We start from the raw sequence: 12,931 nt of genomic DNA on the forward strand, positions 1-12,931 counted from the left end.
GTGCTCGCTTTAGGGGGAGGACTTCCTTTTCATAGCGGACTAGCAGGTCACCGAGAGTATGTTGCTGTTTCCTATCGGGGGCCGTGAGGTCCGCTATCTCAATCGAGTGCTCCTGCTCGATAGCCCATGCCGTTGCGTCGGGCTTCTTTGTGAAAGTACGTGAAATTGGCTCAGAGCCGGTCCTTCTAACTTGGACCTGCCATTTGCCATTGCGCTTCCGAAACGATGCCATTTCTCGAACTGCCTGTGACCGGATTGTGACCGGAGGCTTGATCGGGACATCGGCGGCCTAGCTAAGTCTTTGAAATGATTGGCGCACCCGACGAGATTCGAACTCATGACCTCTGCCTTCGGAGGGCAGCGCTCTATCCAGCTGAGCTACGGGTGCAGCGGATTAGGCAATAGGCGATTGGTGCGACGAGCGCAAGACGGGCGGTTTGTGCTGGTTGGGGCCGGGGCGGCCGAGGCGACCCCGGGCCGGATCAGGCGGCGCGGTGCCAGAGGCGGTCGAGTTCGCCGAGCAGGCGGAAGGTAATGCCGTCGGTGGCTTCATCGTCGCTCAAGGGGCCAGCCGGCTCGTCGGATTCGCCGATCTCGCCGTCGCGGGCGGCCGCGTGGAGAGCCGCGAATACCGACGCTATGCCGTCCTCGAGCGCATCGTCGAGCAGCGGAACATCATCGCCCGGCGCGGCAACGGCATCGCTGACCTCGGGATAGGCGGGCGGCAGTTCGCGCGGGGCACTCGCCTCAGCGACGGATACCGGCTCCTCGTCGGCGGCACTCGCGTCATCGCGCGAGAAGTCGCCGCTGCCCTCGACCGCCGCGACGGCCTCGAGGTCGTCCTCGTCGGACATGCTGGCCTCTACCAGGGCCGCGATGTCCACACTGTCCGGTGCCGTGTCCGGACTGGCAGCGCCAGCCGGGAGCGGCGCCGCAGCGCTGGTGGCGGGGGTGTCGATAGCGGGGGTGGCGTCCTGCCGGTCCTCGAACTCGCTCATCGGTCTCTCCGGGTCATGCATCGGGTCGCGCCGGGCAGCCGCGCTGCCGGTAACGCGGAGTTGACGCTAGACAGCCGATTTGGCCCGTTTCGGACCAGATCTTGGCGCTCCAATGACGATTTCGTGACGATGGGACGCGTGGCGGCCTAGAACGGGGCCGGGACGCGATAGCTGACCCAGTGGCCGGCCGGGTGGTTGAAGGCCAGTTCCTCGGCGTGGAGCTGCAGCCGATCGGCCGCCGCGAGCGCCGCGCCGGTGGCGTAGAAGGGGTCGCCGAGGATGGGGTGGCCGAGCTCCAGCATGTGCACGCGCAGCTGGTGCGTGCGGCCGGTGAGCGGATAGAGCCGGACCCGGCTGATACCGTCCTCGCGGCCTTCCACCACCCAGTTGGTGACGCTGGGGCGGCCGCGTTCGTAGTCGACGCGCTGGCGCGGCTTGTGCTCCCAGTCGGTGGCGAGCGGCAGGTCGATCCGGCCCTCGCTCTCGGCGATCTCGCCCCAGACACGCGCCACGTAGGACTTCTTGGCTCGCCGCTGCTCGAACTCCTGGCCGACATGGCCGAGCGCCTTCTTGTTGAGGCACATGACGAGGACGCCCGAAGTGTCCTTGTCGAGCCGGTGCGCCATGGCGGCGGTCGGCCAGCGCCCCTTGACCCGCGCCTCGAGGCAGTCGGCGAGCGCCGGATCCTTGCCGGCGACCGACAGCAGGCCCGAGGGCTTGTCGAGCACGACGATATCGTCATCGGCGTGGACCACGGTCAGCCACGGCTCGGTGGGCGGGCGATAATCGAAAGTGGCTGGCATGGGGTTGAGCATGGTGCGGGCTCAATAGCAGCCGCAGGCGGGGATAGGAACCCGCACCGCGGCGGCAGTAACGGCGTGATCGCGGCCGGGTTTCCCCCGCTGAAAGCTTCTGTTAAGAGACGGAAATGTTCAGGGCCCCCACCCTTACGAGTACTGCACGCCTTGCGATCGCCGTTCCGGCGCTCGCCTGGCTTGTTGCCGGCTGCTCGATGGCGGGCCTGCCGACCTTCAAGCCGGCGCCGGCAGCGGTCGCGGCGGTCGCACCAATCCCGGAGGATCGACCCAAGCTGACGGACGAGCCTTTCGTGCCGATGGCCTTCGCCGAGGCGCCGGCGGCGATCCCCGGTCCGACGCCGGTCGATGGGCTGATCTCGAAATATGCCATGGTCTACGACGTGCCGGTGTCGCTGATCCGACGCGTGGTGCAGCGCGAGAGCGGCTTCAATCCGGCGGCACGGCACGGGCCGTATTACGGGCTGATGCAGATCCGGCACGATACGGCACGGTCGATGGGCTATCGCGGCGAGGCCTCGGGCCTCCTCGATGCCGAGACCAACCTCAAGTATGCGGTCAAATATCTGCGCGGCGCCTATGTCGTTGCCGGCTACAACTCGGATGGCGCGGTGCGCTATTATGCCCGCGGCTACTATTACGACGCCAAGCGCCTCGGCCTCCTCGAAGAAGCCGGCCTGCGCTAACCCCTTTATTTTGATCGGCCAGAAAAGCAGCGCCACCGGCATCGCGGGCGCGGAGGATCGCTCGGGGTCCGGCGGAGCCAGCCAAACCCAGTTGCCGCGCGGCGCGAGCCGGTGGTGTTGAGGCGGTGCCGCTGGGCACCGCAGAGGCCCCGTGTCATGCAACCCTCGGGGCTGTTTCGCTTCAGCTCTCGATCGCCAGGCGGACCAGTTCGGCGGTATTGCGGGCGCCGATCTTTTCCATGATGTGACGGCGATGCACTTCCACGGTGCGGTAGGAGAGCCCGAGATCGACGGCGATTTCCTTGTTGGTCCGCCCATCCACCACGTATTGCAGGATCTGTCGCTCGCGATAGGTGAGCGTGCCGAAGCCCTTGACCGTGACGGTGGCCGCCCCTTCCTTGCTTTCCTCGACATGGATATCGCCGCGGAAGACCTCCTGCGCAGCAACCGCCAGTTCAACCGGCCCGTAGGGCGGGGAGAAGACCGAGGTTGCGCCGCGCTTCATGGCTATGACAACCATTTCGGCCCGGACATCGGGCGGGGCGAGAAGGAAAGCGTGGATGCCCAGGTGCTGAGCCCGGATCGCGTCCAGCGCTTCCAGCGTGGGAGTGAGATCGCGGTCCTCGCCGCAGAGCGGCAGAAGCACCAGATCGGGGCGGCGGAGCGTCATCAGCCGCGTCAGCCCGGAGGCGTCGGGCACCATTGATACCTGGAAGCCCTGGGCAATGAATTCGTCGCACAGACCCTTAGCCACCTTGGGGTCCGGATGCGTCAGATAAATAAGCCGATCCCTATTGAGGTAGGGGCGGTAGGGGATTGAGTCCGCAAGTCTGTCCACTTTGCCACCTGATGGTTGGGCCAAAGCTGAAACTGGGTTTTCCCAGCATCAGTAGGTAGCGGGGCTCATCCCCGTACCCTCGAATCGCGTCCACATAAGTATAAGATCACGACTGACAGCTGCCTGACAATGCAAGGTAAGTGAAAAGTTACGCGGACAGGCAGGGAAACACGCGAACTTGATAAGGTGGTAACGATAGTCATCAGATTTTCCTATTTTTACTAAAATTGCCCTCAATAGGTCGAGCGTACTGACGACTAAATCTGATCCAACCGATCAAGTATGAACAACGTAAGGTCTACTGTCCGATACTTGCTGGCATCAAAGCTTTCGCAGGACATGCGTCCGTGCCGCACCTTGCCGGGCGGACAAGCGGTGCATAACCATGGCACGTGAGTTCCGGGCCGACGCGACGCAGCCTAACAGTCGAAGGGTGGGAACATCCTTTGCAAAGGGCTAGCGTTATGTTCAGACGACTTTCTGCCGAAGCTTTCGGCACTTTCTGGCTTGTATTCGGCGGCTGCGGCAGCGCTGTACTTGCTGCCGGCTTCCCGGATGTCGGCATCGGCTTTGTCGGCGTCTCGATAGCCTTCGGGCTCACCGTGCTCACCATGGCCTATGCCGTGGGCGGCATCTCGGGCGGCCACTTCAACCCCGCGGTGTCGCTCGGCCTCGCGATTTCCGGGCGCTTCGCCTACAAGGACCTCGTCCCGTACTGGGTGGCGCAACTGGTGGGCGGCGTGCTCGGCGCAGCGGTGCTCTATGTGATTGCCTCGGGCACCGCGGGCTTCAGCGCCGGCGGCTTCGCCTCCAATGGCTATGATGCGCTGTCGCCGGGCGGCTACGGCCTCACGGCAGCGCTCGTCGCCGAAATCGTGCTGACCGCCTTCTTCCTGATCGTGATCCTCGGATCGACCAGCAAGGCCGCGCCGGCCGGCTTCGCACCGATCGCCATCGGCCTTGCACTGACGCTGATCCACCTGATCTCGATCCCGGTGACCAATACCTCGGTCAATCCCGCCCGCTCGATCGCGGCGGCGGTCTTTGCGCAGAACGGCGCGCTCGGCCAGGTCTGGCTGTTCATCGTCGCGCCGCTGATCGGCGCTGCGATCGGCGCTGCGATCTGGAAATACGTGCTGTCACCCGGCGAGACCCCGGCCAATATCGGCCAGGTCGAATAAGACCGCCGACTGTCGAAGGGCCGCAACCAGCGGCCCTTCTTCTTTGCCTTCGCGAAACCTGCCGGGGCATCTCGGCGTTGTAGCTGCGGGCCAATGGGTCCCGGAGCGAAACCATGTCCTCCCCGCAGCAGACGCCAAGCTTCCTCGATCGCCGCGACGCCGGACAGGCACTGGCGCGCGAACTTCAACATCTGCATCTCCAGCATCCCTTAATTCTCGCCCTGCCCCGCGGCGGCGTGCCGGTAGCGCGCGAAGTGGCGGAGTCGCTTGGCGCGGACCTCGACCTGCTGCTGGTGCGCAAGATTGGCGCGCCCGGCCACGCGGAGTACGGCATCGGCGCCGTGGCCGAAGGTGCGGTTCATCCGCAGCTGGTCGTCAGCGAAGAAGTGATGGCGCTCATCAATCCGCCGCCCGGCTATCTCGAGGCCGAGCAGCGGCGCCAGATCGCCGAGATCGAGCGCCGCAGGCTCGCCTGGCGCGGCGGCCGGCCGCCCATACCCGTGGCGGGTCGCACGGTGGTGATCGTCGATGACGGAGTTGCTACCGGCAATACGGCGCGCGTCGCCATCCGAGCGGTGCGGCAGGACGGTGCGCGCGAAGTGATCCTCGCCATTCCCGTCGCACCGGCCGACGTGGTGGAATCGCTGGCGCAGGAAGCGGACCGGCTGGTCTGCCTCGCGACGCCCGAACCCTTTGTCGCAGTGAGCCTTCACTACCAGCATTTCGGCCAGCTCGGCGACGAGCAGGTGCTTGAGCTGATGGGGAAGCGCGAGGCCCTGCCGGTCGCGGGCGCAGGCGGCACCTAGAGAGCACTTCACGGGTTCAACTGAATCAGCGGGATGTTCGCGGGCGCTACCCCATAGACGATGTCATCCCGGCGAAGGCCGGGGTCCATCATGAGGTCTCTCGGTCAGCCATAAAGGTTGCAGCATTTCCGGCCTACGCCGGAATGTCCCTGCGCGAGTTGAGCCGGCAGTTCGGATTGCCGGAAAACGCTCCTAGTTTAGGTAGGTCTTGTAGATCCAGCCGGTGCGGCCCTGGTCGTCGGTGATCTTGAGCCAGCCGCGCTGGTTCTCGCCGACCTTGACCTGTTCGCCGCCAGCGAGCGTAAACAGGCTCTTGTTCGATTTGCCCGGGCCGGACCGCACATTGGCGCCGGAGCCGGCGACGGTACGGACATCAGTGGACTCGACGGCAGCGACTTTCACTGGCTCAGCAGCAGGCGCCTCGGCCTCCTCTTTGACCGGCTCCTCTTTGGCCGGCGCAACTTTCGCCGCGACGTCGGCGAGCTGTTTTTCCGCCGCGGCCGTGACCGTCGGAGCGGTCTGCTCGGGCACCTCGGCAAAGGCCGTCACAGCGAGCGGCTTGGGCCGATCGAGCGGCTTTACCGGCTGCTCGAGCGCGGCAATGGCGGCAACCGCTTCGGCGCCCGATGCCGTGCCACCCGCCGGCGCGGTGTCGGCTACCGATGCGACGGCGGGACCCGGGCCATCGCCCTCTTCCACTTGGGCCGTGGCAGGCTCGGCGGGGGCATAGGCGCCCGTCAGCCAACCCTCGTCGTCGGCGCGGATCGCTTCGAAGCTGCCGCCGATCAGAGCGGCGATCTGCTGGGCGCGTGTGTCGACTGCAGGTGCAGGCGCCGCAGCCGGCTTGGCCGCGATCACCTGGTCGGCAATCAGCCGCTCCTCCGCCACCGGCGCCTCCGCGGCTTCGGCCGGCTCGATGGCGGCGGACGCCACCTTGGTTTCGGCGACAAAGCAACGATCGATGCCGCCGCACTGCAGGCCGGCCAGTACGGCAACAACTGCCAGCGTTCCTACCCCGGCCATGACCGGCATCGCGAACCCGCCCAGCAAGTCGCGAATTGAACCTGGATTTGCGGCCTTGTTTGCCCGCTTCAGCTTGTCAAATGCCCCGTTCATGCTGCCGACTATGATTAAGAAGCTTGTGGAAAATCTGTCCTGAAATGGACTCAAATCGGGCAATGACTTGACGGACCCCGGAAAGCCACGATCGGCGCCCGCGACAAATCAGCCGATCCGGAGCACGACAGCGCCGCGCTTCCTGCCCGTATCGACATAGCGATGCGCTTCGACGATTTCGTCGAGCGTGTAGGTCCGGTCGATCACCGACCACATCTCGCCCTTCGCCGCGAGGTCGAATTCGAAGCGCACATCCTCCGCCTTGGGCTTGAAGCTGATCGGGATGACGCGCTTGCCGCTGCGCCGGCTCTGGCCCCCGGCACTGAGCATGCCCATGAGGTCGACGATCACCAGCAGCAGCGCACCACCCGGCTTCAGCGCCTTGTCGGCCCGCCCGAACGGGGCGTTGCCGACGCATTCGAAAATCACGTCATACAACTTGCCGGCGCTCACGAAATCCTCGCGGGCATAGTCGATCACGTGGTCAGCTCCGAGCGAGCGCGCCAGCTCGGCATTGCCGGCACTGGTCACAGCCGTCACCACCGCGCCCGCGGCCTTCGCCGCCTGCACCGCCGCCACCCCCACCGCGCCCGACGCGCCGTTGACCAGCACCTCGTCACCCGGCTTGATCGGGCACTGGCGGACGCATTCGGCAACGGTGTGGCCGCCGAAGACCAGCGCCACCGCATCCTCAAAACTCATTCCGGCGGGTTTGGCGATCATGGCGGCTGTCTCTGGTAGCACCACATATTCAGCGTGCCCGCCAAAGGCATTGCCGGTGAGTCCGACGATCTCATCGCCCGGCTTGAACGTCGTCACGCCCTCGCCCACCGCCTCGACGGTCCCGGCGAAATCCATGCCCAGTACGCGCTTGCGCGGTGCAAACACGCCCACGACTGCGGCGGCCAGAAAGCCAAGCCCGCGCGGCAAGTCCTTGGCCCGCATCCGATGGTCGCCCGCCGACACGGTGGACGCCGCCACCCGGATCAACACTTCACCCGCCTTCGGCACCGGCTTCGGCATCTCCTCGACCCGCACCACTTCCGGCCCGCCAAACTTCCGATAAACCGCTGCCCGCATGCCCATGTCCCTCAATGACCCACACGCACAGATGGTGCGCGCTGGGGCGATTGCAATCGGGGGTGTCAGCCTTCGTCAGCCTTCATCCCCCGCGCCATCTCGGCTAAGGTCCGCGCCCGAACATCCGGAATCGCTTCCCATGCATCTCGTCCTCGTCGATGGCTCTGGCTTCATCTTCCGGGCCTTCCACGCCCTGCCGCAGCTGACGCGGAAGACCGACCGGCTGCCGGTGGGGAGCGTGATCGGGTTCTGCAACATGCTGTGGAAGCTGGGTGAAGACCTGAAGGGGGATGACGCGCCGACACATATGGCGGTGATCTTCGACTATTCGAGCAAGACCTTCCGCGACGAGATCTATGCCGAATACAAGCAGCAGCGGCCGCCGGCGCCGGAAGAGCTGGTGCCGCAGTTTCCGCTGACCCGCGCCGCCACCCGCGCCTATGGGCTGCCCTCGATCGAGATGGAAGGCTACGAGGCCGACGACATCATCGCCACCTATACCGCGATGGCGCGCGATATCGGCGGCAAGGTGACCATTGTCAGCTCCGACAAGGACCTGATGCAGCTGGTCGAGCCGGATGGTTCGGTGCGGCTGCTCGATACGATTCCGCGACCGGGCCAGCCTGCACTTCGCTGGATCGGCTCGGATGAAGTCTATGCCAAGTTCGGCGTTGGTCCGGAGAAGGTCATAGAAGTCCAGGCGCTGTGCGGCGATGCCGTCGACAACGTGCCGGGCGTACCGGGCATCGGGGTGAAAACGGCGGCCGAGCTGATCAACACCTATGGCGATATCGAAACGCTGCTCGCCAACACCGCCTCGATCAAGCAGCCGAAGCGCCGGCAGGCGCTCGAGGAGAATGCGGAGCTGGCGCGTATCAGTAAGCAGCTGGTGACGCTGAAGCACGACGCGCCGGTCGAGCTACCGCTCGAGGACCTGGTGCGCCAGCCGATCGAGCCGGGGAAACTGTTCCCCTTCCTCAACGCCATGGAGTTCATCTCCGTGGCCAAGCGCCTCGGCACGCTGCTCGATGCCGACCCCAGCGCCTGGCCGGCGGACCCGGAACTTGCGGCGAAGACGCCCGAGCCGATCGGCTTCGACAATTCCGCCCGCGCCGTCGCCCGCGAGGCGCGGCAGCAGGCCGAAGGGCGGGCCGATTCCGCGCCGGTGCTGCATGCCAGGATCGAGCATGAGCGGATCAAGGCGATCCCGCTCGATCACACGAAATACGAGATCATCCGCGACGCCGCGCACCTTCAGCGCTGGATCGATGCGATCTACGCCGAGGGCCGGGTCGCAACCGATACCGAGACCACCGGGCTCGACAACCAGACCGCCGACCTCGTCGGCATCAGCTTTTCCACCGCGCCGGGCAATGGCGCCTACCTGCCGCTCGGGCACACCACCGGGCAGAACGACATTTTTGGCGGCGGTGCGGCGGAAGGCCAGATGGACCTGCGGCAGGCGCTCGAGCAGCTGAAGCCCGTGTTCGCCGACCGCTCGATCCTCAAAATCTTCCACAACATCAAATACGACCTCGGCATCCTCGCCCGCTACGGCGTCGAGGTCCGCTCGTTCGATGACAACCTGCTGCTCAGCTATTCGCTCGATGGCCCGCAGTTCAACACCATGGGCGAGCTGAGCGAGCACTGGCTCGGCCACAAGGGCATTGGCATCAAGGAGCTGCTCGGCTCGGGCAAGACGCAGAAGACCTTCGCCGAAGTCCCGATCGAGGACGCCGCCAAGTATGCCGCCGAGGACAGCGACCTCACCATCCGCCTCTGGCATGTGCTGAAGCCGCGGCTCGTCGCCGAGAACATGACGACGCTCTACGAAACGATCGAGCGCCCCCTCGCCCCGGTGCTGGCGCGCATGGAGGGTCGCGGCATCACCGTCGACCGGCAGATCCTCTCCCGCCTCAGCGGTGATTTCGCCCAGCGCGCCGCCGCGCTCGAGGCCGAGGCCTATGAGCTGGCGGGGTCGAACTTCAACCTCGGCTCCCCCAAGCAACTGGGCGAAATCCTGTTCGACCGCATGGGCCTGCCCGGTGGCACCAAGACCAAGACCGGCGCCTGGGCGACCGGCGCCGACGTGCTCGAGGAGCTGGCGAGCCAGGGCATTCCCCTGGCGCGCACCATCGTCGACTGGCGCCAGCTGACCAAGCTCATGGGCACCTATACCGACGCGCTGCCCACCTACATCAACCCCCGCACCGGCCGCGTCCACACCACCTATTCGCAGCACTCGGTACTGACCGGGCGGCTCAGTTCGAACGATCCGAACCTCCAGAACATTCCGGTCCGCACCGAGGATGGCCGCAAGATCCGCACCGCCTTCGTCGCGCCGGCGGGCAAGGTGCTGATCAGCGCCGATTATTCGCAGATCGAACTCCGCATCCTCGCCCATATCGCCGATATCCAGGCGCTCAAGGACGCGTTCGAGGAAGGGCTCGACATTCACGCCATGACGGCATCCGAAATGTTCGGCGTGCCGGTCGAGGGCATGCCGGCCGATGTGCGCCGCCGCGCCAAGGCGATCAATTTCGGCATCATCTACGGCATCTCGGCCTTCGGCCTCGCCAACCAGCTCAGCATCGAGCGCAGCGAGGCCGGCGAGTACATCAAGACCTACTTCGCCCGCTTCCCCGGCATCCAGGACTACATGGCCGCCCAGCGCCGCAAGGTGAAGGAAGACGGCTATGTCGAAACCATCTTCGGCCGCAAGGTGAACTTCCCCAACGCCCGCAGCTCCAACCCCGCCGAGCGCAGCTTCGTCGAACGCGCGAGCATCAACGCCCCCATCCAGGGTTCTGCCGCCGACATCATCCGCCGCGCCATGATTCGCATGGAAGGGTCGCTGCAGGCGGCCGGCGCCGATGCGACGATGCTCTTACAGGTCCACGACGAGCTGATTTTCGAGGTGGATGAGGGGAAAGAGGACGAGGTGATGCCGGTGATCGTCAAGACGATGGAAACGGCAAGCGAGCCGGCGGTGCGGCTGACGGTGCCGATCAAGGTGGATGCGCACGCGGCTAGGGATTGGGACGGGGCGCATTAGGGGGCGCTAGCTCAGCTTGCTTTTGGCGCTGGCAAGGAGCGCCTTTAGCGTGTTGACGGTTTCAACGCTAAGCCATCCCTTCGAAGCTGCCGTTGCGGCTTCGGCGAAATATGCTGCAATGAGCTTCTTGGTTAGTTTGGGCGCGGGCTGACCACCCGTGCCAAAGTGCGCCTGTATCTTGGCTTTGCTATCTGCCGACAGGAGCCCCTCTAGCATCTTCCCGCCAAGCGAGGCATCGAGGTCACCAAACGTGCCCACCTCCGCGTCTGAAATGAACCAATGTTCCCGATAGCGATCCCTGGCATCTCGCCCTGCTTTGTCGTCATCCAAGAGTACGAAGAACCTTATGCCTCGACCTAGGTACAAGCCGATCAATGGCGCGAATTTGTCAGCGCTCTCTGCCGGCACAATATCGAACGGCAACTTGAGTTTTTCCGACGCAGCGACATACTTGAGGGCATAAAAATCGGAAGGCCCCTCTACAATTAGCGCAGGGCGATCTGGCAGAACCGCCGGAGCTACATGCTCCAGCTTTTCGGCGATTGGCTGAAAATAACTCGTCCTTGCAGGGTATCTCTGAACAAATTGCCTGTACGGCGTTACTTTTATGTTTGTTGGTACCACTGAAAAATCCGACTCTCCAACATCCCTGTCGTAGTCAATCGCGTCGTTTTCAACGATAACTGCACCCGATAGCCAGTCAACCTCGATCATGTGGGCACTGTGTGTGCTGTATATTATATAGTCTCCACGCGACAGTAGATACCGAAAGCTATCTAGCAACTGAGACTGAGCCTTCACATGTAAATTTGCAGCCGGCTCGTCGAAGAGGAATAGTTTCCGACGCTTCGCAGCGCCCCCGAACGTAGTAAAGAGCAGAAATGAGAAAAACCAGCGGAACCCAAGAGATCGTTCGTCCAGTTCATACTTAGACTCCCCATCGCTAGCCGAGAAGGTCACGTACGGGAGATCGGCCTTGGCCGGATCTAGTCCCCATTCCAAGGCAATGTTCTCAATGTTGATGGACCCCCCAATAACCTCGCGCCACGCCTCCAGCACCCGCCGGGTAACAAGTGCCCCGGCCTTGTTGAAGACAGAATCAATTAGTCCCTTCTCGGGGCTGCCGAATATTTTCGCTATCCAGGTCGGGGACGCATCCTTCACCTTGAAGGACCGTATGCGCCCAAGCACATGATCCTCTAGGTTCAATTTGTTCGGCAAATCGCCAAGGATGTTTGATATTATCGTTCTGTAGTAAGAATTGGTGCTGGTTTCGCCTTGATGCGGCTCCAAGTACACCTTTTTTGGAAGATCGACTAAGAAGGTCGGAAAGTACACAACCTGAGGTAACGTCTCTTGAAGAGCAGAAACAGCGATTTGCCATATCTTCTTTTCGTCTTCACTGTCTGCACTTAGCTTTCTAACTACTTTGCCATTCTTTTTCTTGTACTTCCAATCTATTCCGTACCAGTACGTACCGCTGTCCTCTTCGTCGTATGCGCTGTTTTTGAACGCATATCTAACTGATATCGTGATATTTTTTGATATCGATTGCTGATCGAGCTCTATTCCTTTTAGGGCGTATGCAGACATCAACGATTTCTTGTCATCGTCAGTAACAAGCACATCTGCCGTAACTGACACCAATCCTGTGAATGCCGGCTTCAGCTCAATAGGCAAAAACGAGATTAGGTCCCGGCGCCGCCCGGGGGTCATCATCCTGTCAAGCGTAATATCACGACTGGCGAACTGGGACAGCGCCTCCAAGATCGTGGTTTTTCCACTCTCATTTAGCCCCACCAACGTGGTAACTGGCAGTCTTGCCTTCGACGTCAGCTTTATGGAAATGTCTTTGGCACCGCGGAAATTCTTGATCTCAAACCCGAGTATCTCTGCCATATTCTCCCCCCAATAGAATCTGTAGGAAAGCTCAAGCTTTTTCGTTTTGCAACTACGGTCTTTCTCCAGTCGCATCCATCCCCACCCCCGCGCGTTCCCCCTGCTCCAACAACCAAGGAGCAATCCCATGCAGAACCTTTCGTCCATTCGCGAGCATATGGAAGTCATCGGCGCCGATGGGGTGCATGTGGGGGTTGTCGACAAGGTCGAGGGCGGGCGGATCAAGCTGACCAGGGCCGAGGCGCCGGGCGGCGCGCATGAGGACCATCACCATTACGTGCCGGGCGTGCTGGTTGCCGCCATTGAGGGCGACAAGGTTCGGCTATCGGCCGACGCCGCGAACGCCGAGCTGTTCGAGGAAGAGGAAGACGGCAAGCTGCGCCACTGAGGGGGGCGGGACCAGCACCCGGGAACATTCGTGCGGGAAGAATACCCCCACCCCTGTCCCCTCCCCGCA

12 protein-coding genes and 1 tRNA gene are annotated in these 12,931 nt (G+C 63.3%); 6 read left to right on the top strand and 7 right to left on the bottom strand.

Annotated elements, in window-relative coordinates:
• Positions 1 to 311 precede the first annotated feature (311 nt).
• The 3 genes from ACOYW5_RS12455 to ACOYW5_RS12465 form a co-directional block, all read right to left on the bottom strand.
• Positions 312 to 388, bottom strand: a tRNA-Arg gene (locus tag ACOYW5_RS12455).
• A gap of 94 nt (positions 389 to 482) precedes the next feature.
• Entirely contained in the window at positions 483 to 998 is a 516-nt protein-coding gene (locus tag ACOYW5_RS12460) for a hypothetical protein (protein WP_423065211.1), read from the bottom strand.
• Positions 999 to 1,144: 146 nt separating this feature from the next.
• Positions 1,145 to 1,801 (bottom strand): pseudouridine synthase, encoded by a 657-nt coding sequence (locus ACOYW5_RS12465; RefSeq protein WP_423065212.1) that lies wholly within the window; start codon positions 1,799 to 1,801, stop codon positions 1,145 to 1,147.
• Between the two features lie 125 nt (positions 1,802 to 1,926).
• On the opposite strand from ACOYW5_RS12465, the gene ACOYW5_RS12470 reads away from it, so the two are divergent.
• Positions 1,927 to 2,499 carry a transglycosylase SLT domain-containing protein gene (locus ACOYW5_RS12470; protein ID WP_423065213.1) on the top strand — a complete coding sequence of 191 codons (573 nt, stop codon included), beginning with the start codon at positions 1,927 to 1,929 and terminating at the stop codon, positions 2,497 to 2,499.
• A gap of 181 nt (positions 2,500 to 2,680) precedes the next feature.
• On the opposite strand, the gene ACOYW5_RS12475 is transcribed toward ACOYW5_RS12470, so the two are convergent.
• Positions 2,681 to 3,253, bottom strand: a complete 573-nt coding sequence (locus tag ACOYW5_RS12475) for a response regulator transcription factor (protein ID WP_423065214.1) — start codon at positions 3,251 to 3,253, stop codon at positions 2,681 to 2,683.
• Positions 3,254 to 3,801: 548 nt separating this feature from the next.
• Here ACOYW5_RS12475 and aqpZ point away from each other — a divergent pair.
• On the top strand, positions 3,802 to 4,518 hold the full coding sequence (gene aqpZ / locus ACOYW5_RS12480) for an aquaporin Z (protein ID WP_423065215.1): 717 nt from the start codon (positions 3,802 to 3,804) through the stop codon (positions 4,516 to 4,518).
• A gap of 113 nt (positions 4,519 to 4,631) precedes the next feature.
• Positions 4,632 to 5,324: a phosphoribosyltransferase gene (locus ACOYW5_RS12485; RefSeq protein ID WP_423065216.1), complete on the top strand. Its 693-nt coding sequence runs from the start codon at positions 4,632 to 4,634 to the stop codon at positions 5,322 to 5,324.
• Between the two features lie 192 nt (positions 5,325 to 5,516).
• On the opposite strand, the gene ACOYW5_RS12490 is transcribed toward ACOYW5_RS12485, so the two are convergent.
• A complete protein-coding gene (locus tag ACOYW5_RS12490; protein WP_423065217.1) occupies positions 5,517 to 6,347 on the bottom strand; it encodes an SH3 domain-containing protein in 831 nt (276 codons plus the stop codon).
• On the opposite strand from ACOYW5_RS12490, the gene ACOYW5_RS12495 reads away from it, so the two are divergent.
• The gene (locus ACOYW5_RS12495) at positions 6,346 to 6,483 is read left to right on the top strand and encodes a hypothetical protein (RefSeq protein WP_423065218.1); all 138 of its coding nucleotides are present in this window, start codon (positions 6,346 to 6,348) and stop codon (positions 6,481 to 6,483) included. The two genes, ACOYW5_RS12490 and ACOYW5_RS12495, sit on opposite strands and share 2 nt — an antisense overlap.
• Positions 6,484 to 6,548: 65 nt before the next feature.
• On the opposite strand, the gene ACOYW5_RS12500 is transcribed toward ACOYW5_RS12495, so the two are convergent.
• A complete protein-coding gene (locus tag ACOYW5_RS12500) occupies positions 6,549 to 7,520 on the bottom strand; it encodes an NAD(P)-dependent alcohol dehydrogenase (RefSeq protein ID WP_423065219.1) in 972 nt (323 codons plus the stop codon).
• A gap of 139 nt (positions 7,521 to 7,659) precedes the next feature.
• On the opposite strand from ACOYW5_RS12500, the gene polA reads away from it, so the two are divergent.
• The gene (gene polA / locus ACOYW5_RS12505; RefSeq protein WP_423065220.1) at positions 7,660 to 10,575 is read left to right on the top strand and encodes a DNA polymerase I; all 2,916 of its coding nucleotides are present in this window, start codon (positions 7,660 to 7,662) and stop codon (positions 10,573 to 10,575) included.
• Positions 10,576 to 10,581: 6 nt separating this feature from the next.
• Here polA and ACOYW5_RS12510 read toward each other — a convergent pair whose 3' ends face one another.
• Complete coding sequence (locus ACOYW5_RS12510) at positions 10,582 to 12,474, bottom strand: AAA family ATPase (protein WP_423065221.1); 1,893 nt, start codon at positions 12,472 to 12,474, stop codon at positions 10,582 to 10,584.
• A 127-nt stretch (positions 12,475 to 12,601) separates the two neighbouring features.
• Here ACOYW5_RS12510 and ACOYW5_RS12515 point away from each other — a divergent pair, with 127 nt between their 5' ends.
• Entirely contained in the window at positions 12,602 to 12,862 is a 261-nt protein-coding gene (locus ACOYW5_RS12515; RefSeq protein ID WP_423065222.1) for a DUF2171 domain-containing protein, read from the top strand.
• Positions 12,863 to 12,931 lie beyond the last annotated feature (69 nt).

Source organism: Devosia sp. CN2-171, assembly GCF_049354815.1.
GTDB lineage: Bacteria > Pseudomonadota > Alphaproteobacteria > Rhizobiales > Devosiaceae > Devosia_A.

Coding starts and splice junctions, on each gene's coding strand:
- ACOYW5_RS12460 (WP_423065211.1), bottom strand. CDS start 998: ATGAGCGAGTTCGAGGACCGGCAGGACGCCACCCCCGCTATCGACACC.
- ACOYW5_RS12465 (WP_423065212.1), bottom strand. CDS start 1,801: ATGCCAGCCACTTTCGATTATCGCCCGCCCACCGAGCCGTGGCTGACC.
- ACOYW5_RS12470 (WP_423065213.1), top strand. CDS start 1,927: ATGTTCAGGGCCCCCACCCTTACGAGTACTGCACGCCTTGCGATCGCC.
- aqpZ (WP_423065215.1), top strand. CDS start 3,802: ATGTTCAGACGACTTTCTGCCGAAGCTTTCGGCACTTTCTGGCTTGTA.
- ACOYW5_RS12485 (WP_423065216.1), top strand. CDS start 4,632: ATGTCCTCCCCGCAGCAGACGCCAAGCTTCCTCGATCGCCGCGACGCC.
- ACOYW5_RS12495 (WP_423065218.1), top strand. CDS start 6,346: ATGACCGGCATCGCGAACCCGCCCAGCAAGTCGCGAATTGAACCTGGA.
- ACOYW5_RS12490 (WP_423065217.1), bottom strand. CDS start 6,347: ATGGCCGGGGTAGGAACGCTGGCAGTTGTTGCCGTACTGGCCGGCCTG.
- ACOYW5_RS12500 (WP_423065219.1), bottom strand. CDS start 7,520: ATGCGGGCAGCGGTTTATCGGAAGTTTGGCGGGCCGGAAGTGGTGCGG.
- polA (WP_423065220.1), top strand. CDS start 7,660: ATGCATCTCGTCCTCGTCGATGGCTCTGGCTTCATCTTCCGGGCCTTC.
- ACOYW5_RS12510 (WP_423065221.1), bottom strand. CDS start 12,474: ATGGCAGAGATACTCGGGTTTGAGATCAAGAATTTCCGCGGTGCCAAA.
- ACOYW5_RS12515 (WP_423065222.1), top strand. CDS start 12,602: ATGCAGAACCTTTCGTCCATTCGCGAGCATATGGAAGTCATCGGCGCC.